The sequence below is a fragment of the Pseudomonas sp. MUP55 genome (genome assembly GCF_034043515.1).
GTDB lineage: Bacteria > Pseudomonadota > Gammaproteobacteria > Pseudomonadales > Pseudomonadaceae > Aquipseudomonas.
Genome location: NZ_CP138214.1, coordinates 4,497,782 through 4,515,679 on the forward strand (window position 1 = coordinate 4,497,782; position 17,898 = coordinate 4,515,679).

At 59.7% G+C, this 17,898-nt stretch carries 16 protein-coding genes and 1 pseudogene; 9 read left to right on the forward strand and 8 right to left on the reverse strand.

What is annotated here, in order from left to right; translation table 11 throughout:
• Nucleotides 1-3 precede the first annotated feature (3 nt).
• From argR to acs, 7 genes are all read right to left on the reverse strand, one after another.
• Nucleotides 4-984 carry a transcriptional regulator ArgR gene (argR, locus tag SC318_RS20195; RefSeq protein WP_320428201.1) on the reverse strand — a complete coding sequence of 327 codons (981 nt, stop codon included), beginning with the start codon at nucleotides 982-984 and terminating at the stop codon, nucleotides 4-6.
• Between the two features lie 219 nt (nucleotides 985-1,203).
• Entirely contained in the window at nucleotides 1,204-1,968 is a 765-nt protein-coding gene (locus SC318_RS20200) for an ABC transporter ATP-binding protein (protein WP_010208310.1), read from the reverse strand.
• 27 nt (nucleotides 1,969-1,995) lie between these two features.
• Nucleotides 1,996-3,108, reverse strand: coding sequence for a succinylglutamate desuccinylase/aspartoacylase family protein (locus SC318_RS20205; protein WP_320428202.1), 1,113 nt, complete (start codon nucleotides 3,106-3,108; stop codon nucleotides 1,996-1,998).
• A 1-nt stretch (nucleotide 3,109) separates the two neighbouring features.
• A complete protein-coding gene (locus SC318_RS20210; protein WP_034119440.1) occupies nucleotides 3,110-3,808 on the reverse strand; it encodes an ABC transporter permease in 699 nt (232 codons plus the stop codon).
• Nucleotides 3,805-4,494: an ABC transporter permease gene (locus tag SC318_RS20215; RefSeq protein ID WP_078738713.1), complete on the reverse strand. Its 690-nt coding sequence runs from the start codon at nucleotides 4,492-4,494 to the stop codon at nucleotides 3,805-3,807. The genes SC318_RS20210 and SC318_RS20215 overlap by 4 nt, the downstream gene beginning before the upstream one ends.
• Nucleotides 4,495-4,586: 92 nt before the next feature.
• On the reverse strand, nucleotides 4,587-5,372 hold the full coding sequence (locus SC318_RS20220; protein WP_124405049.1) for an L-arginine-binding protein AotJ: 786 nt from the start codon (nucleotides 5,370-5,372) through the stop codon (nucleotides 4,587-4,589).
• A gap of 653 nt (nucleotides 5,373-6,025) precedes the next feature.
• Nucleotides 6,026-7,981: an acetate--CoA ligase gene (acs, locus tag SC318_RS20225; protein ID WP_320428203.1), complete on the reverse strand. Its 1,956-nt coding sequence runs from the start codon at nucleotides 7,979-7,981 to the stop codon at nucleotides 6,026-6,028.
• A 400-nt stretch (nucleotides 7,982-8,381) separates the two neighbouring features.
• Here acs and SC318_RS20230 point away from each other — a divergent pair, with 400 nt between their 5' ends.
• The 5 genes and pseudogenes from SC318_RS20230 (at nucleotide 8,382) to SC318_RS20255 (ending at nucleotide 12,523) form a co-directional block, all read left to right on the forward strand.
• Nucleotides 8,382-8,651 (forward strand): DUF2790 domain-containing protein, encoded by a 270-nt coding sequence (locus SC318_RS20230; RefSeq protein WP_320428204.1) that lies wholly within the window; start codon nucleotides 8,382-8,384, stop codon nucleotides 8,649-8,651.
• A 305-nt stretch (nucleotides 8,652-8,956) separates the two neighbouring features.
• On the forward strand, nucleotides 8,957-9,343 hold the full coding sequence (locus tag SC318_RS20235; protein ID WP_320428205.1) for a hypothetical protein: 387 nt from the start codon (nucleotides 8,957-8,959) through the stop codon (nucleotides 9,341-9,343).
• A 975-nt stretch (nucleotides 9,344-10,318) separates the two neighbouring features.
• Entirely contained in the window at nucleotides 10,319-11,569 is a 1,251-nt protein-coding gene (locus SC318_RS20245; protein WP_306494304.1) for a ribonucleotide-diphosphate reductase subunit beta, read from the forward strand.
• A 65-nt stretch (nucleotides 11,570-11,634) separates the two neighbouring features.
• A pseudogene (locus SC318_RS20250) lies at nucleotides 11,635-11,805 on the forward strand (HNH endonuclease); the annotation flags it as partial.
• Nucleotides 11,806-11,875: 70 nt separating this feature from the next.
• Complete coding sequence (locus tag SC318_RS20255) at nucleotides 11,876-12,523, forward strand: HAD-IB family hydrolase (RefSeq protein ID WP_320428206.1); 648 nt, start codon at nucleotides 11,876-11,878, stop codon at nucleotides 12,521-12,523.
• 89 nt (nucleotides 12,524-12,612) lie between these two features.
• Here the strand turns inward: SC318_RS20255 and SC318_RS20260 are convergent, their stop codons facing one another.
• Nucleotides 12,613-13,572 carry a LysR family transcriptional regulator gene (locus SC318_RS20260; protein ID WP_320428207.1) on the reverse strand — a complete coding sequence of 320 codons (960 nt, stop codon included), beginning with the start codon at nucleotides 13,570-13,572 and terminating at the stop codon, nucleotides 12,613-12,615.
• A gap of 193 nt (nucleotides 13,573-13,765) precedes the next feature.
• Between SC318_RS20260 and argH the strand changes: the two genes are divergently transcribed.
• The 4 genes from argH to SC318_RS20280 all read left to right on the forward strand — a co-directional run bounded on the left by argH (nucleotide 13,766) and on the right by SC318_RS20280 (nucleotide 17,867).
• On the forward strand, nucleotides 13,766-15,202 hold the full coding sequence (argH, locus tag SC318_RS20265; RefSeq protein ID WP_320428208.1) for an argininosuccinate lyase: 1,437 nt from the start codon (nucleotides 13,766-13,768) through the stop codon (nucleotides 15,200-15,202).
• Between the two features lie 150 nt (nucleotides 15,203-15,352).
• Entirely contained in the window at nucleotides 15,353-16,231 is an 879-nt protein-coding gene (locus tag SC318_RS20270) for an amino acid ABC transporter permease (protein WP_016979819.1), read from the forward strand.
• A 24-nt stretch (nucleotides 16,232-16,255) separates the two neighbouring features.
• Nucleotides 16,256-17,020 carry an amino acid ABC transporter ATP-binding protein gene (locus SC318_RS20275; RefSeq protein WP_320428209.1) on the forward strand — a complete coding sequence of 255 codons (765 nt, stop codon included), beginning with the start codon at nucleotides 16,256-16,258 and terminating at the stop codon, nucleotides 17,018-17,020.
• 25 nt (nucleotides 17,021-17,045) lie between these two features.
• Nucleotides 17,046-17,867 carry an ABC transporter substrate-binding protein gene (locus SC318_RS20280; RefSeq protein ID WP_320428210.1) on the forward strand — a complete coding sequence of 274 codons (822 nt, stop codon included), beginning with the start codon at nucleotides 17,046-17,048 and terminating at the stop codon, nucleotides 17,865-17,867.
• Nucleotides 17,868-17,898 lie beyond the last annotated feature (31 nt).

The following is a 17,898-nucleotide window of genomic DNA, read 5'->3' on the forward strand; positions in this document are numbered from 1 at the left end:
GGCTCAACCGCGCTCGGACGGCACCGACGACAGCTCGAACGGGCTGCTGCTGCGCCGCTGGTTGCGGTCTTCACGCGGAGTGGCGCCAAAGAAATTGCGGTAGGCGCTGGAAAAGTGCGGCCCCGAGGAGAAGCCGCAGGACAGGCCGATCTGGATGATCGACTTGCTGGTTTGCATCAGCATCTGGCGCGCCTTGTTCAGGCGCAGCTCCAGGTAGTACTGGCTGGGGACACGGTTGAGGTACTGCTTGAAAATGCGCTCCAGCTGTCGTCGCGATACGCACACGTGCTGGGCGATTTCGTCGGTGGTCAGGGGCTCTTCGATATTGGCTTCCATCAACAGCACCGCCTGGGTCAGCTTCGGGTGGCTGGACCCCAGGCGGTTCTGCAGCGGAATGCGCTGGCGCTCGCCGCCTTCGCGGATGCGCTCCACCACCAATTCTTCGGACACGGCGCCGGCCAGTTCGGCACCATGGTCACGGGCCAGTACCGCCAGCAGCAGGTCGAGTACCGACATGCCGCCGCAGGCGGTCAGGCGGTCGCGGTCCCAGTCGAACAGGTGGCTGGTGGCGATGACCTTGGGGAAACGCTCGGCAAAATCGTCCTGCCAGCGCCAATGCACCGCGGCGCGGTAGCCATCGAGCAGACCAAGCTGGGCCAAGGGGTAGACACCGGCCGACAGGCCACCGATCACACAGCCTGCCCGCACCAACTGCTTGAGCGCGCTGCTGAGCGGGGACGCAATGACGGTGGGCGGTTCATCGGCCAGCAGAAACAGCTTCTGGAAACCCTCCAGCTTGCCGGCCCACGGCTCGCCCGGCAGTTGCCACGCACCTTCGGTCGCAGGCTCGGCAAGCAAGAACGACAGTTCATAAACCACGTCCGGATGCACCCGCTGAGCAACGCGCAAGGCCTCCTCAGCCAGCGCAAGCGTGAGTGCTTTTGTGCTGGGCCAAATCAGGAAACCAATTTTATGGGCGGTCATGGAGTGCTATCCGAAGCGAGTAACGGTAATGAAGACAAAGGCCAATGCTAGCCGGTAAACGAACACAAAGCTCAAAAACGATGTTGATCCCAATCTTGAGATCCAATGTGGGAGGGGGCTTGCCCCCGATCGCTGCGTGTCAGCCAGTGCATATGGATCTGATACACCGCCATCGGGGGCAAGCCCCCTCCCACATAAAGCAGCTCCAACAGAAAGGGATTACTTCAAGCTGCCGGACAGGAACTGCTGCAACCGTTCCGATTGCGGGTTCACCAGCACTTCCCGCGGGTTGCCGCGCTCTTCGACGATGCCTTTGTGCAGAAACACCAGTTGGTTCGACACTTCACGGGCAAAGCCCATTTCGTGGGTGACCACCACCATGGTGCGGCCTTCCTGGGCCAGGTCCTGCATCACCTTGAGCACTTCGCCCACCAGTTCCGGGTCCAGCGCCGAGGTGGGTTCGTCGAACAGCATCACCTCCGGCTCCATCGCCAGCGCACGGGCAATGGCCACGCGCTGCTGCTCGCCGCCGGACATGTGGCCGGGGAACGCATCCTTGCGATGCCCCACACCGACCTTGGCCAGGTAGTGCTCGGCCTTTTCACGGGCTTCTTTCTTCGACACGCCGAGTACATGCACGGGTGCTTCCATCACGTTTTCAATCGCGGTCATGTGCGACCACAGGTTGAAATGCTGGAACACCATGGACAGGCGCGAACGCATGCGTTGCAGCTGCTTGGGGTCGGCGGCCTTCATCGCGCCGTCCTTGTTCGCCACCAGTTTCAGCTCTTCGTTATTGAGCAGAATCTTGCCGGCGTGGGGTTGCTCAAGCAGGTTGATGCAACGCAAAAAGGTACTTTTGCCCGAACCGCTGGAACCGATGATGCTGATCACATCACCGGCCGCGGCGGCCAGGGACACGCCTTTGAGCACTTCATGACTGCCATAGCGTTTATGCAGGTCTTGGACTTCAAGCTTATACATGCGGTCGGTTCTCACAAAAACAGGTGGTCAGTCGTTGAGCAAGCGCCCGTGACGCAGCGCATCGCGCCCCGCCACCTTGGCCAGCCAGAAACCCGCTTGGGCATAACGTAGCCGTTCAACGGCAAACAACACCCCCGAGGTGCCCGCGCAGATAATGCTGACGCGGTCGGTCAAGGGGTCTATCACTTCAAAAATCGGTTCGCCGGTTTCAACCCAGTCACCGGCCTTACGCAGGTAACTGATCACCCCGGCGTGGGGCGCGAACAGCAACTCGGTGCCTTCAAAGGGCATGCCTTCACAGGGTTCGTGTTGCGGCGCGGGCCACTCGCCGGTGATCAGGCCTTGTTCGGCGAGGAACGCCAGGATGCCCTCGGCATGGAAGATCGCCTCGTCGCGGCCGGTGTCGGCCTGGCCGCCCAGCTCCAGGGTAGTGGCCAGACACGCCAGCGGAATCTGCGCCTCGGGGAAGGCGCGCGACAACCGCAGCCACGGCAACGAACACGCCTCGTCAAACGAACTGCCGCCGGAATCTTCGGCCAGCAGGCCGACTTTCACATTCAGATGCGCCGACAGCGAACGCCACTGCGGCCAGTGCTGGGGCAGCGCGTACATGTGCAGCGCGGCTTCGGCGTCGCAATGCAGGTCGAGGACGATATCGGCGGTGCAGGCGTGGCTCAGCAACACCCGCTGCATGCCTTGCAGTTGGCTGCTCGGCGCGGGCAAGGCGTTGAGCACATCGCTCATGGCCTGGCGGATCAGGCGCACGTTGGCGTGCGGGTCATCGCCCAGCTTGCCTTGCAGGCGCTCGGCGACCGGCGCGCTCAACTCAACGAAATCGCGATTGAAATTCTTGCCGCTGCCAATCTCGAAACGCCCCTGGTGGCTGCCTTGCAGCAGTTGGCCCAGGCCCATCGGGTTGGCCACCGGCACCAGTTCGATCACGCCGTTGAGCGCACCCTGGCGTTCCAGTTCAGTAAGGCGCTTCTTCAACTCCCAGGCAGCGCGCATACCGGGCAACTCATCGGCGTGCAGGCTGGCCTGGATGTAGGCCTTGCGCTCGCCACTGCCGAAACGAAACACGCTCAGCTGGCGCTCGCAACCCAGGTGGCCCCAGGGCAACAGGTGATCGATACGTTCCATATCAATGCTTCCGTGGAGCCAGGTAGCTCAGCCAGCGGCGCTCGGCCAACTTGAACAGGCGCACCAGGATGAAGGTCAGGCACAGGTAGAACACGCCGGCGGTGATGTAGGCTTCGAACGGCAGGTAATACTGGGCGTTCACCGTGCGCGCGGCACCGGTGATGTCGATCAGGGTGACGATGGAGGCCAGACTGGTGGTCTGCAGCATCATGATCACTTCGTTGCTGTACTGCGGCAGCGCGCGGCGCAGGGCCGACGGCAACAGGATGCGGCGGTACAGCTTGTAGCGCGACATGCCCATGGCCTTGGCCGCTTCGATCTCGCCATTGGGCGTGGCCTTGAGGCTGCCGGCGATGATCTCGGCGGTATAGGCGCTGGTGTTGATTGCAAATGCCAGGCACGCACAGAACGTGGCGCTGGACAGCAGCGGCCAGAGGAAGCTTTCACGCACGGCCTCGAACTGCGCCAGCCCATAGTAGATCAGGAACAGCTGCACCAGCATCGGCGTGCCGCGGATCACATAGGTGTAGAGCCAGGCCACACCGTTGACGATCGGCTGCTTGGACACGCGCATCAAGCCCAGGGGCAATGCGGCGAGCAGGCCGAAGAACAGCGAAATGGCGAGCAGTTTCAGGGTGGTCAGCAAGCCGCCAAGGTACAGCGGCATGGCCTCCCAGATGACGTTGTAGTCGAAGATCATAGATCAGCCGCCCTTACGCCTACCGAGTAGCGCTTCTCAAGATAGCGCAGGGCCAGCAACGACACGCTGGTGATCACCAGGTACATCGCCGCCACTGCGAGGAAGAAGGTAAAAGGCTCGCGGGTGGCGTCGGCCGCCTGCTTGGCCTTGAACATCATGTCTTGCAGGCCCACCACTGAAATCAGCGCGGTGGCCTTGGTGAGCACCAGCCAGTTATTGGTAAAACCGGGGATCGCCAGTCGAATCATCTGCGGCACCATCACCCGGAAAAATACCTGAAAGCTGCTCATGCCATACGCCAGGCCGGCCTCGGCCTGGCCCTTGGGAATGGCCATGAAGGCGCCGCGGAAGGTTTCCGACAGGTACGCGCCAAAGATGAAACCCAGGGTGCCGATACCGGCGGCCAAGGGGTTCAGGTCAATATAGTCGTCAAAGCCGAGCATCGGCGCGACGCGGTTAAGCAAGTCCTGGCCACCGTAGAAGATCAGCAGGATCAGCACCAGGTCGGGGATCCCGCGGATCACCGTGGAGTACAAGTCACCCAGCCAGGCCAACCAGCGCACCGGCGACAGGCGTAACGCGACCCCGATCAGACCCAGAACAATGGCCAAGGCCATGGACGACAAGGCGAGCTGAAGCGTCAACCATGCGCCATCGAGGATGACGGCCCCGTAGCCTTTCAACATGATTCAGGTCCTCGAAAAGGGGGATGAAAAAATGGCGCAAACTTCAGAGTGTTCTGTTGCTTGCGCCATTTCGGACAGACAGCTGCGACTATTTACTTGGCGTCAGCGCCGTAAATGTCAAAGTCGAAGTACTTGTCCTGGATTTTCTTGTACTCGCCGTTGGCACGGATCGCAGCGATAGCCGCGTTGATACGCTCCAGGTTTTCCTTGTCGCCTTTGCGAACCGCGATACCTACGCCGTCGCCGAAGTATTTGACGTCGGTGAACGCAGGGCCGGTGAACGCGTAGCCTTTGCCGGCGTCGGTTTTCAGGAAACCGTCCTGCAGCAGGGTGGCGTCAGCCACGGTGCCGTCAAGGCGACCGGCTTGCACGTCCAGGTAGATTTCGTTCTGGGTGCCGTAAGGAACGATGGTGGCGCCCTTCGGAGCCAGGACTTCCTTGGCGAAACGGTCATGGATCGAACCGCGCTGCACGCCGATCTTCTTGCCTTTGAGCTCATCCAGGCTGTCGCTGACGGCAGTGCCTTCCTTCATCACCAGGCGAGCTGGGGTCAGGTAGTAGCGGGTGGTGAAGTCCACCGACTTCTTGCGGTCTTCGGTGATGGACATCGAGGACAGGATCGCGTCGATCTTGCGCACTTTCAGCGCCGGGATCAGGCCGTCGAATTCCTGCTCGACCCACGTGCACTTCACGTCCATCTGTTTGCACAGCGCGTTGCCGATGTCGTAGTCAAAACCGACGATACTGCCATCCGGCGCCTTGGAGGCAAACGGAGGGTAGGCTGCTTCGATACCAATTTTCAGTGGCTTGCCTTCAGCGAAAGCCTGCATGGACAGCACGGACAGCGCCAGGGCGCCCAACAGCACGAGTTTCTTCATCTTGGGACTCCATCGGTATAGGGCAAAACAGCAGTATGAGCCATGGCCCACGATGCGGCGAAGGTGAAACCGAATAGCGGTGTAGCGTCCTGCGCCAGTGAGTGCCAGCGACGACGAGCGAGTGATCGGCATTCTAACGACAGGCTGGAAGCCGATATTTCCTCAATGCGACAACAATTTACAGAAGCACCGAGAAAGCGGTTCCAGCTCATTGACAGCCTCTGGATTTTGTGCAGAGACAAAAGATATTAAACCAGTTGATACTGCAAATTGCGGGCCTATTATTCGCAAACCCTTCTAGCACGGCAAGTGTGGCGTTTAATCTTATTTCCCAGGGGGTCTGGAATGGGGGTTTTCGGGGCATTGCCGTAGCACATTGCCTCAGGTTTGGGCCGAGGGTTACACATTCAGGCGTGACGGTAACATTCAGAAACGTCCTACGCGATAAACCGATATTTATTGGTCTGGTGGGGAACCAAAATGTGGGAGGGGGCTTGCCCCCGATGGCGGTGGGCCAGCTACAGATAAGCTGACTGACACACTGTTATCGGGGGCAAGCCCCCTCCCACATGGGATCTTCAGTGGTTTTGAGGCCCCACAAAAAAGCCCCATTCGGCTTACACCGAATGGGGCTTTGTTTGACCAACCCCGCCTTACGCGACGTTCATGGTCTTGTGCGTCTCGATCAAGTGCGCCACCACCCCTGGGTCGGCCAGGGTGGAAATGTCCCCCAGCCCGTCATACTCAGCCGTGGCGATCTTGCGCAGAATTCGGCGCATGATTTTACCCGAGCGGGTCTTCGGCAAGCCGGGCGCCCACTGGATCACATCCGGCGAGGCAATCGGGCCGATTTCCTTGCGCACCCAGTTCTTCAGTTCCAGGCGCAGCGCTTCGCTCGGCTCTTCGCCATTCTTGAGGGTGACATACACATAGATGCCCTGGCCCTTGATGTCATGCGGCACACCGACCACCGCCGCTTCCGCGACTTTGGGGTGGGCAACCATGGCGCTTTCGATCTCGGCCGTGCCCATGCGGTGGCCGGATACGTTCAACACGTCATCCACCCGTCCGGTGATCCAGTAGTAGCCGTCCTCGTCACGCCGCGCACCGTCGCCGGTGAAGTACATGCCGCGGAAGGTCTTGAAGTAGGTGTCCACAAAACGATCATGGTCGCCGTACAGCGTACGCGCCTGGCCCGGCCACGAATCGAGGATCACCAGGTTGCCCTCGGCGACGCCTTCGATCAGGTTGCCGAGGTTGTCCACCAGCGCCGGCACCACACCGAAGAACGGCCGCGCCGCCGAACCCGGCTTGAGCGCATGGGCGCCCGGCAGCGGGCTCATCATGTTGCCGCCGGTTTCGGTCTGCCACCAGGTGTCGACAATCGGGCAGCGGGATTGGCCGACATTCTTGTAGTACCAGTCCCAGGCTTCCGGGTTGATCGGTTCGCCCACCGAACCGAGCAGGCGCAGGCTGCTGCCATCGGCGCCTTCGCAGGCGGCGGTGCCCGAGGCCATCATGGCGCGGATCGCGGTGGGTGCGGTGTAGAGAATATTGACCTTGTGCTTGTCGACGATCTTCGCCACCCGCGTGATGTCCGGGTAGTTCGGCACGCCTTCGAACAGCACGGTGGTCGCGCCGTTCGACAGCGGCCCGTAGACAATATAGGTGTGGCCGGTGACCCAGCCGACGTCGGCGGTGCACCAGTAGATTTCGCCTGGGCGGTAGTCGAACACGCGCTCGTGGGTCAGGCCCGCATACAGCAGGTAGCCGCCGGTGGTGTGCTGCACGCCCTTGGGCTTGCCGGTGGAACCGGAGGTATAGAGGATAAACAGCGCTTCTTCAGCACCCATCTCTTTGGGCGCACACACGGTGCCCGCCACTTTCATCAGGTCTTCGTACCAGATGTCGCGATGCTGGTTCCACTTGATCGCGCCATTGGTGCGCTTGCACACGATGACCTTCTGGATGCTGCTGGTTTCCGGGTTGGTCAGCGCATCGTCGACGTTGGCCTTCAGCGCAATCTTCTTACCGGCGCGAATGCCTTCATCAGCAGTGATCACCACCTTCGACTTGCAGTCAATGATGCGACCGGCCAGGGCTTCCGGCGAAAAACCGCCGAACACCACGGAGTGAATCGCACCGATGCGGGTACAGGCCAGCATGGCGACCACGGCTTCGGGGATCATCGGCATATAGATAGTCACCACGTCGCCGCGATGCACATCCTGGCCGCGCAGGGCGTTGGCGAACTTGCAGACTTCTTCATGCAGCTCGCGGTAGGTGATGTTGCGGCTCTCGGCAGGGTCATCGCCCTCCCAGATGATCGCGATCTGGTCGCCACGCTCGGCGAGGTGACGGTCCAGGCAGTTGTAGGAAACGTTCAGGGTGCCATCGGCGAACCACTTGATGTCGACATGGTGATCGTCGAACGAGGTCTGCTTCACCGTGGTGAAAGGCTTGATCCAGTCAAGACGCTTGGCTTGCTCGCGCCAGAAACCATCGGGGTTGACCACCGACTGCTGGTACATCGCCTTGTAGGTCGCCTCGTCGGTCAGCGTGTTGGCTGCTACTTCGGGGCGAACGGGGTACAGGGAAGCCGCACTCATCTTTCTTACCTCGGTGACAATAGTTGTTGTTGTATGGCCCCTGTTGTAGCCGGGGTGGGCCTATAGAACCATTCGACGATGGTAGTAACAAGACCCTACAAACTGCCCAGCTATACCCGTTTGCCGCTCTGGCCCGCGCCCTGCGGCGCGCTGCGGGTTTCTGAAAATTCCTTCACCGAGGTGATTGTTACAAAAACCGCCAAAAGTGTTTATCAAAACCGCGGGTATATGAATGTAACCCGCAGGCTTAGAATCAACGCCGTCAACACGACACCGAGATTAACAACGCAACAGCCCCCACGAAGGCAACGTTAATCCGAACTTCCCAACTCTTAAGTTACACACGCGGCCTCACAAGGGCCCCGTGACCCCTTTCGCCCTGAAGAAGGTAAATAGAGAAATGAAAGCGTTATTAGTTTTGGCCCTCAGCAGCCTGTGCGCCACCGCCGCCCTTGCCGACGAAGCCCCGACCGAACTGGCCGGCCAGAATGCTCCCATCGTTGAAGACTATACCTACAGCACCCACTTGGACGTCGCCAAAGTCCTGTCCATGAGTGACATTCCGCAAGTGTGCGAAGTTGTACCGGTGAAGATGGAATATGAAGATTCGCAAGGTCAGCGTCATATTCTTAATTATCATGTGATGGGCAATGGTTGTTCTAACGGATAATAGCCATTGCTTCGCTCCATGAAAAAGTCCTGCCTATGTGAAATAGTTGGCGTTGCGACGGGGGGCATTACCTCGGCCGCCGCCTATCTATACAGTGATGAGGCCCCCTACTCCTTCGGCGTATATAACTCTTTACCGGCAAAGCACCCCTGCATAATTCCAAGTCGCTCTATAAACCTGTCAACACTGACAGTTATCTCAGTATGAGTTGGGTGTTCAAATGAGATTCCGAGTTTGTCAGGCCTGACGCGTCAAGAAGGGTGCGATAAGACAAACATCATGGGCAACGACTGAGGAGCATAACCATGAGCACTTTAAAAAAAGATCCCCGCGATTTAGCTCAAGCTGCAGGAAGCGGGAGCGCGACGATCAAGTTCACGGAGATCCGGGGAGAAGTCGACCCGAATGCAGCTTATTGTAGTTTATTTGCAACCTCTTCGAACAAGGAAAGTTACTTTGATCTAATCATCCGGACTGCGGCAATTAACCAAGGCCCAATTCGTTTACCCTCACCGCATGTAGAAGTTGTTGTCAAACTGGGCTATTCCTGGAGCCCCATTTCCGGAAGCATTAAATTCGACTACGACAAAAACTCGGGCCACGCTAAATGTACCTTTACGTCATTGACCTCGCAAATCGGAGAAGAAATACCTTCCGGTGATTTTGAAGTGACATTCGCGAAACAAACGTGACACACCATCGCGGGGGGGGGGCACTAAAGCTGCAGGCCAACCCTCCTGCCCCCGTATCTGCAGCCTGAGTGAAGCTCATTGGCATCACGGTGCATGAATGATCGTGGCATCGACCACGGTGCCGTACCGTAACAACAGGCCTCGGTCGGCCAGATAACCGTTGATGATCTCCATCCCACCGCAAATCAAATGTGGGAGCGGGCTTGCTCGCGAAAGCGCCATCCGACGCGCCACTGCACCAACGCCAGGCATCCTACTCCGGCCTTACACCCTCGCCATCTTCCCGCTCTTGCAAGAAATCCTCATCCGCCCTGTGTGAATCGCCTAGCGATGACCAACCGGGCCTGACGGGTCGCAGGATAATCGTTTCCCCTCCCGGATAATTCCAGCTCATCCACCCGGTCGTAAGCCATATCCGCCGGCAAATGGATCCTCAGCCCTTCGCCACCCCTGATGATTGAAACAGTGCGCATAACAGTCGCCCTCCTAAATAGCTGATCGTCCTAATTTAAAAAGGGCCACGTCGTCGCGGAGCAATGCAAATACGCACGCCCCTGACCACCACTCCCCGCCCCAGTAAAATATCGCCACCGCCCGTCAAAAAATTCCTACCCCGCCGCCCCCCCCGCAAACCCTCACCCTGGCCCAACTACCCGCCCTTCTCTGCGCCCACCGAGACAATCCGCCCCAACACAAACCCAATTTTTTCCCTATAATGCGCGGGTAAATCGGGCCTGCAATATCCCTTTACACAGGGACGAAGAGCCAGACCTGAGGCCTCCGCAGGAGCAAGCCCCTACCGCTCCGCACCTCAAGCCTCATGCAGAACCCGTAACCCAATTGCGTTTAATGCCTGCGCTAGCTGCTGCAACAAACGATTCCTTAAGATCCACCGCGGCCTCAGGGCCGTGTGAACACCCAACCATCCGGTTTCACACGGGCACCTTTGAGCCCTCACGCAGGAGACGACACGTCATGCTGAGCTGGGACGAATTCGACAAAGAAGAAGAAGGCGAGGTAGCCACCAAAGGCGCCAACGCCGGCCACGCCACCGAAGCCAACATGGACCGCCTCGACGGTGCCGGCGCTGCCGCCGCCGTTGAAGCCCGCGCCGTCACCGCCAACGACTCCGCTGCCATCGTGCGCGCCAAGGCCGCCCTGGACAAACTCGACGTCGCCGAAGGCCTCGCCGAGCTCGAAGGCGCCTCCGCCCGCGTCGCCGTTGACGAAAAGCGCATGATCAACTGCCGCGCCGACCTCAACCAGCTCGTGCCTTTCAAGTACGACTGGGCCTGGCAGAAATACCTCGACGGCTGCGCCAACCACTGGATGCCGCAAGAGGTCAACATGACCGCCGACATCGCCCTGTGGAAAAACCCCGAAGGCCTGACCGATGACGAGCGCCGCATCGTCATGCGCAACCTGGGCTTCTTCTCCACCGCCGACTCCCTGGTCGCCAACAACCTGGTGCTGGCCGTCTACCGCCTGATCACCAACCCGGAGTGCCGGCAGTACATCCTGCGCCAGGCCTTCGAAGAAGCGATCCACACCCACGCCTATCAGTACTGCATCGAATCGCTGGCCATGGATGAAGGCGAGATCTTCAACATGTACCACGAGATCCCATCGGTCGCCAAAAAAGCCGCCTGGGGCCTGAAGTACACCCGTTCGATCTCCGATCCGAAGTTCGAAACCGGCACCGTCGACACCGACAAGGAACTGCTGCGCAACCTGGTCGCCTACTACTGCGTGCTGGAAGGCATCTTCTTCTATTGCGGCTTCACCCAGATCCTCTCCATGGGCCGCCGCAACAAAATGACCGGCGTGGCCGAGCAGTTCCAGTACATCCTGCGCGACGAGTCGATGCACCTGAACTTCGGTATCGATGTGATCAACCAGATCAAAATCGAAAACCCACACCTGTGGGATGCCGAGATGAAGGAAGAAGCGACCCAGATGATCCTGCAAGGGACCCAGCTGGAAATCGAATACGCACGCGACACCATGCCGCGCGGCGTGTTGGGCATGAACGCGGCGATGATGGAGGATTACCTCAAGTTCATCGCGAACCGTCGCCTGTCGCAGATTGGCTTGAAGGAAGAGTACCCAGGCACGACTAACCCGTTCCCGTGGATGAGCGAGATCATGGACTTGAAGAAAGAGAAGAATTTCTTTGAGACTCGGGTGATCGAGTATCAGACCGGCGGCGCGTTGAGCTGGGATTGATTCCCGAGCCAAGCACCCCCATGAAGCCCTGACTAGTTCGGGGCTTTTTTATGCGCGGTGAACAGCCATTTCTTGAAGCACATCGCAGTTCCCGCCTCGCCCAAAAGGGTTCGGATCGCATCACCAATGCTGTAGCCTTGTGCCCCAATTGCCATCAGCGTTGTCACCGGTCCAGTGATCGGGACGCTTTCACCGAAGGGCTTTACGCCAACATCGGCAGTTTGGCACGGGAGTAGACTCCTGCTGTCACACCTGATGCACGTTTAAAACTATTAGACAGGACCGAGGCCAACCGTGAACCCAGACATGCTCGAAGCCGGCCCCGTAGACGCCAAAGTACTTTCCGTCTTTGACTTCGACGGCACCCTCACCCACCACGACAGTTTCGTGCCCTTCCTCAAGTTTGCTTTTGGCCCTGGCGCGTTCTATGGCCGGATGGTGAAGCTGGCCGTGCCGGGGTTGCGCTTTTTGCTGCAGCAGATCAGCCGGGATGAGTTGAAGGCGCAGTTGATTCGCACCTTTATGACCGGGATGGAAAAAACGTGGGTGCAGCAGAAAGCCGAGGAGTACTGCCAGCGCAATTGGGCGCGCTTGATGCGCCCGGCCGGGGTGTTGTCGGTGGAGCAGGAGCTCGGTTCGGGGGCGGTGGTGACGCTGTGTTCGGCGTCGCCGGCGCTGGTGTTGCAGCCGTTTGCCGATCGGCTGGGGATCAAGTTGATTGGGACTGAGCTTGAGGTGGTCGACGGGGTGTTGACCGGCAAGCTCACCGGGAATAACTGCCGGTGCGAGAACAAGGTGCTACGGCTTGAGGCGGTGTACGGGGACCTGGGGGAGTATCGGCTGCGGGCCTGGGGCGATACGCGCGGGGATCGGGAGTTGTTGGCGGCGGCGCAGGATGCGCATTTTCGGCACTTTCATGCGAAGAAGAAAAAGCGGGCTCGGTTGCAGCGGTGATACGGGTAGAGGGGTTGGGGGAGACGGCGGTGATCCCATCGGAGCCTCGCTAAAGCTCGACACCTCCCACATTTGATCGTTGACGGGGCTTAAAGCGGCGTCTTCAGGTCTACGCCCAGGGCCGTGGCGAAGGCTTTGACCATCGGGCTTCTTGGGGCGTTGTGGCGCAGGATCAGGTTGAACGCGGTGTTCAGGTGAACCTGCTCCGGGCACAGTGCGCGCAGGCGCCCTTCCCTTACCAGCGGCGCGGCGTAGTGTTCCGGCAGAAAGCCCAGGAAGCGGCCGGTGAGGATCAGGATAGCGACGGCTTCAACCTGGGAGGCTGAGGCGGACTGGCTGTCGTAGTTGACGAACTGGGACTTGTCGCGATGGATCGCATACCGATGGTTAACCACTTCGTATTGGCGCAGCACCTCGGGTGTAATGTCGTTCGCGATGAAAAGCGGGTGTCCTATGGCACAGTAGGCGTGGGCCTTTTCTTCGTAAAGGGGGAAGTAGTCGAACTCCTCGCGGCGTTGGTAGACGGGGACGATGCCGACGATCAAGCGACCTTCCACCACGCCGCGTTCAACTTCGTCCAACTGCGAGGCATACAGGCGCAATCTTACTTTGGGTGACTGGCTATGTAAGTTGCCTAGCGCGGTGATCAGCGGGGAATTAACGTCGGAGACGGTGTTATCAATAACCCCCACACTAAGGTCACCAATAAGCTCATTCTGCGCCGAACTAAGCTTGTCGCGAAAACTGTCCACCGAGGTAAATAACTCGATGGACGCCTGATACACCAACTTGCCTTCTTCGGTCAGCGCGAAGCCTTCTCGGCCGCGAGTACACAGGCGCATGCCGATGCGAATTTCCAGGTCGGAGATCTGTTTGCTGATGGCCGCCAGGCCCACATTCAGTTCGTTTTGCGCCGCACTGAAACCGCCGGCTTCGACCACGGCCATAAATACCCGCAGCAACTTGAAGTCCAGCCCGCTCAGTTGCAGCGGTGGCCGGGTGCCGGGTTTTGGCGGCAGGTTTCCAGAAGTGGAAAGTGGGGTTTCCATAATGCGCGTTGACCTCTAGTGCCATATTCAACAGGCTTGAACCCAATCCTTGAACATAGCCAGGCGGCGATAATGAACATAAACATCCGCCCTTGGCAACCTTGAATACGGCGCGTCAGACGCCGGTTCTGGCGCGTTGAAATTTTGCTGTTACTGCCTCCGACTCTTCTAAAAACAAGCGTGAGGAATACCCATGTCCCAGCCCACCGACCGCCTTTGGGGCGCTCGTTTCAGCACCGGTCCGTCTGCGGCGCTGGCCGCATTGTCACGTTGCCCTGAGCGCTACTTTCGCCTCACGCCCTACGACCTCGCCGGCTCCCGTGCCCATGCCCGCGAACTGCAACGCGCCGGTTTGCTGGATGAGTCGGAAACCTTGCGCACGCTGGAAGCGCTGGACCGCATCGGTGAGGATTTCGCCGCCGGGCGCCTGCATCCGACCCTGGATGACGAAGACGTACACACCTTTATCGAACGCGTGTTGACCGAGCGCCTGGGCGCCCTGGGCGCCCTGGGCGGCAAGTTGCGCGCCGGGCGCTCGCGCAATGACCAGACGGCCAATGACCTGCGTCTGTTCCTGCGCGACCATGCGCGCACCATCACCACCGAGGTGTTGGGCTTGCAGCAGGCGTTGGTGGAACAGGCCGAGCAGCATATCGAGAGCATCTGCCCAGGCTTTACCCATCTGCAGCAGGCGCAACCCATCGTGTTCGCCCACCATTTGCTCGCCCACGCCCAGTCGATGCTGCGCGATGTGCAGCGCCTGGTGGATTGGGATGCGCGCACGGCGTTGTCGCCACTGGGCGCCGCAGCGATGGCCGGTTCGGCGATTGCGCGTCAGCCGCAGCATTCGGCCAAGGAAATGGGCTACACCGGGCCGTGCGAAAACTCCATCGATGCCGTCGCCAGCCGTGATCATGTGGCGGAGTTCCTGTTCGTGGCAGGGATGCTCGGCGTGAATATTTCACGGCTGTCCGAGGAGTTTTGCCTGTGGTCGTCGCGGCAATTTCGCTGGGTGGTACTGGACGATGCCTACGCCACCGGCAGTTCGATCATGCCGCAGAAGAAGAACCCGGACATTGCCGAGCTGGCGCGGGGCAAGGCCGGGCGCTTGATCGGCAACCTGACCGGGTTGATGTCGACGCTCAAGTCGTTGCCGCTGTCGTACAACCGCGATTTGAGCGAAGACAAACACAGCGTGCTGGACAGTGTGGACACCTTGCTGCTGGTGCTGCCGGCGATGGCCGGGATGGTGGCGACCATGCAAGTGCAGGTGCAGGAGCTACGGCGTCAGGCGCCGATGGGGTTCACCTTGGCGACCGAGGTGGCGGATTGGTTGGCCACGCGGGGCGTGCCGTTCAAGAAGGCACACGAGATTACCGGTGCGCTGGTACAGGCCTGTGAGAAGCATGAGATCGAGTTGTGGGAAGCCTCGCCGGCGATGTTGGCGCAGGTGGATGCTCGGTTGACGCCCGAGGTGCGCGACTGCCTGACATTGGAAGCGGCGATTGCAGCGCGCAGTGGTTGGGGAGGTACGGCGCCGGAGCGGGTTCGGGAGCAGATTGGGCGGTTGAAGACCGCGTTGGCGGCTCAGCAGCGTTGGGCCGACAGTTACACCGGTTTCAGAATTTAAAGATCGTTCCTACGCTCCGCGTGGGAATGCCGCCAGGGACGCTCCGCGTCCCACCAAGCCGGGCGCCAGGGTGACGCGGAGCGTCACGGGATGCATTCCCACGCGGAGCGCGGGAACGATCAGCGATACGTATTTTTTTGGAGTAGCACCATGAACCAAACCCCGGCCGAGCGCTTGGAAGCCGAGCGCAAGTTGTCCGAGAACCAGTTCGATATCACGCAGTACGAGCATGTGCCGCGTCGCTATTACGGGCGGATGTTTTTTGCCACATTAATCGTGATTGTGTTGGCGGCGCTGTTGCGCGCCTTCGCCAATGGTCAGATCGAATGGTCCTACATCGGCCAGTTCCTCACGTCCGAGGCCATCCTTTGGGGCTTGGTGAATACCATTGTCATGTCGATCCTGGCGATGGCACTGGGCGTGGTGATTGGGGTGATCACGGCGATCATGCGCATGTCGGCCAACCCGATCCTGCGCTACGTGGCAATCACCTACACCTGGCTGTTTCGTGGCACGCCGCTGATTCTGCAGTTGCTGCTGTGGTTCAACCTGGCGCTGATTTTCCCGGTGATCGCCATCCCCGGTCTGTTCAGCATCGACACCGTGGACCTGATGACGCCGTTCGTGGCCGCCCTGCTCGGCCTGAGTATCAACCAGGGTGCCTACACCGCCGAAGTGGTACGTGCCGGCCTGTTGTCGGTGGACACCGGCCAGTACGAAGCCGCCAAGTCCATCGGCATGCCCAGCCTGCAGGCGCTGCGCAGGATCATTCTTCCGCAGGCCATGCGCGTGATCATTCCGCCGGTGGGCAACGAGTTCATCAGCATGGTGAAAATGACCAGCCTGGCCAGCGTCATCCAGTACTCGGAGCTTTTGCACAACGCGCAAAACATCTACTACGCCAACGCCCGGGTGATGGAGCTGCTGATTGTGGCGGGCATCTGGTACCTGGCAGTGGTGACTGTTCTTTCATTTGGTCAAAGCCGCCTCGAGCGCCGCTTTGCCCGCGGCGCCGGCAAGCGTTCGTAAGTCTGGGTTGAGGAGATTTGCCCCATGAGAAGCATCGTCAAGGCCGTCAACCTGAACAAGTATTACGACCAGTATCACGCGCTGCGCGACATCAACATCGAGGTCGAGCAAGGCGAGGTGATGTGCATCATCGGGCCGTCCGGTTCGGGTAAAAGCACCCTGCTGCGCTGCGTCAACCAGCTGGAGAAAATCGACAAGGGCGGCCTGTGGGTCGACGGCGAGCTGGTGGGTTACCGTGTGGTGGGCAACAAGCTGCACGAGATGAATGAAGTTCAGATCGCCCGCCAGCGCTTGGCCACCGGCATGGTGTTCCAACGCTTCAATTTGTTTCCGCACATGACCGTGTTGCAGAACATTATCGAAGGCCCGTGCCAGGTGCTCAAGCGCTCGCCCAAGGAGGCGATCGAAGATGCAGTGGAACTGCTGGCCCGCGTGGGGTTGGCGGACAAGCGCAATGCCTACCCGGTGGAATTGTCTGGCGGGCAACAGCAGCGCGTGGCGATCGCCCGTGCGCTGGCGATGCGCCCCAAGCTGATGTTGTTCGACGAACCCACGTCAGCCCTCGACCCGGAGCTGGTAGGAGAAGTGCTGTCGGTGATGCGCGATTTGGCCACCACCGGCATGACCATGATCGTGGTCACCCATGAGTTGGGTTTTGCCCGCGAAGTGTCCAACCGCATGGTGTTTATGGATGCCGGCCAGATTGTGGAAGCCGGCAGCCCGGAAGAAATTCTAATAAGCCCACAAAACCCGCGTACCCAAAGCTTCATTTCTGCCGTTCGCACTTAACTAAAAAACTAACGAGAACGCCCCCATGAAAAACCTGTTTATCCCAACCTTGCTCGCAGGCCTGATGGCCTCCTCCTGCGTATTCGCCGCCTTGCCGGCGGCCATCAAGGACAAGGGTGAAATCAGCGCGGCCATCGTGCCGAACTACCCACCCATGGACTTCAAGGACCCGGCCACCAACAGGCTCACCGGGTTCGACTTTGACCTGGGCAACGCCCTGGCCGAACGCCTGGGCGTGAAAATCAAGTGGCAGGAAACCGGCTTCGAGCAAATGCTCAGCGGCTTGACCACCAAGCGCGTGGACATCGTGTTGTCGGGCATGACCGATACCGCCGAGCGCCAGAAGTCGGTGACCTTTATCGACTACTTCACCAGCGGCCCGCAGCTCTACACCTTGGCCAAGCGCGAAGAGATCAAGGAGCTGACCGACTTGTGCGGGAAAAAAGTCGGCACCAGCCGCCGCACCACTTGGCCGTCGGAAATTGCCGCCTGGAGCAAGGAAAACTGCGAGGCGGCCGGTAAGCCGGCGATCGTGGTGATCGGTACCGAAGGCTCGGCCGATGCGCGGGCGCAGTTGCAGCAGAACCGTCTCGATGCGGCGATGCAGGGCAGTGAGACGATTCCCTATTTGATGTCGCTGGATAAAGGCAAGTACAAGCCGGTGGGCCTGGCGATTTCCAAGCAGTTCACGGGGCTTGGGATCGAGAAAAGCAATACCGCGTTGGTCAGCTCGATCAGTGAGGCGTTGCAGGGCATGATTGACGATGGCACCTACGGCAAGATCCTGAAGAAGTGGGATCTGGAGCAGGGTGCGGTGGAAAAAATTTCCATCAACGCCGGCCAGTAAACACAATCTGAAAATGTGGGAGGGGGCTTGC

What these genes read in the sequence shown, in the direction of transcription:
- SC318_RS20235 (WP_320428205.1), top strand. Translation starts at nt 8,957, where the DNA reads ATGAGCACTTTAAAAAAAGATCCCCGCGATTTAGCTCAAGCTGCAGGA.
- SC318_RS20220 (WP_124405049.1), bottom strand. Translation starts at nt 5,372, where the DNA reads ATGAAGAAACTCGTGCTGTTGGGCGCCCTGGCGCTGTCCGTGCTGTCC.
- SC318_RS20200 (WP_010208310.1), bottom strand. Translation starts at nt 1,968, where the DNA reads ATGTATAAGCTTGAAGTCCAAGACCTGCATAAACGCTATGGCAGTCAT.
- SC318_RS20275 (WP_320428209.1), top strand. Translation starts at nt 16,256, where the DNA reads ATGAGAAGCATCGTCAAGGCCGTCAACCTGAACAAGTATTACGACCAG.
- argR (WP_320428201.1), bottom strand. Translation starts at nt 984, where the DNA reads ATGACCGCCCATAAAATTGGTTTCCTGATTTGGCCCAGCACAAAAGCA.
- SC318_RS20255 (WP_320428206.1), top strand. Translation starts at nt 11,876, where the DNA reads ATGCTCGAAGCCGGCCCCGTAGACGCCAAAGTACTTTCCGTCTTTGAC.
- SC318_RS20280 (WP_320428210.1), top strand. Translation starts at nt 17,046, where the DNA reads ATGAAAAACCTGTTTATCCCAACCTTGCTCGCAGGCCTGATGGCCTCC.
- argH (WP_320428208.1), top strand. Translation starts at nt 13,766, where the DNA reads ATGTCCCAGCCCACCGACCGCCTTTGGGGCGCTCGTTTCAGCACCGGT.
- SC318_RS20245 (WP_306494304.1), top strand. Translation starts at nt 10,319, where the DNA reads ATGCTGAGCTGGGACGAATTCGACAAAGAAGAAGAAGGCGAGGTAGCC.
- acs (WP_320428203.1), bottom strand. Translation starts at nt 7,981, where the DNA reads ATGAGTGCGGCTTCCCTGTACCCCGTTCGCCCCGAAGTAGCAGCCAAC.
- SC318_RS20260 (WP_320428207.1), bottom strand. Translation starts at nt 13,572, where the DNA reads ATGGAAACCCCACTTTCCACTTCTGGAAACCTGCCGCCAAAACCCGGC.
- SC318_RS20210 (WP_034119440.1), bottom strand. Translation starts at nt 3,808, where the DNA reads ATGATCTTCGACTACAACGTCATCTGGGAGGCCATGCCGCTGTACCTT.
- SC318_RS20205 (WP_320428202.1), bottom strand. Translation starts at nt 3,108, where the DNA reads ATGGAACGTATCGATCACCTGTTGCCCTGGGGCCACCTGGGTTGCGAG.
- SC318_RS20215 (WP_078738713.1), bottom strand. Translation starts at nt 4,494, where the DNA reads ATGTTGAAAGGCTACGGGGCCGTCATCCTCGATGGCGCATGGTTGACG.
- SC318_RS20270 (WP_016979819.1), top strand. Translation starts at nt 15,353, where the DNA reads ATGAACCAAACCCCGGCCGAGCGCTTGGAAGCCGAGCGCAAGTTGTCC.
- SC318_RS20230 (WP_320428204.1), top strand. Translation starts at nt 8,382, where the DNA reads ATGAAAGCGTTATTAGTTTTGGCCCTCAGCAGCCTGTGCGCCACCGCC.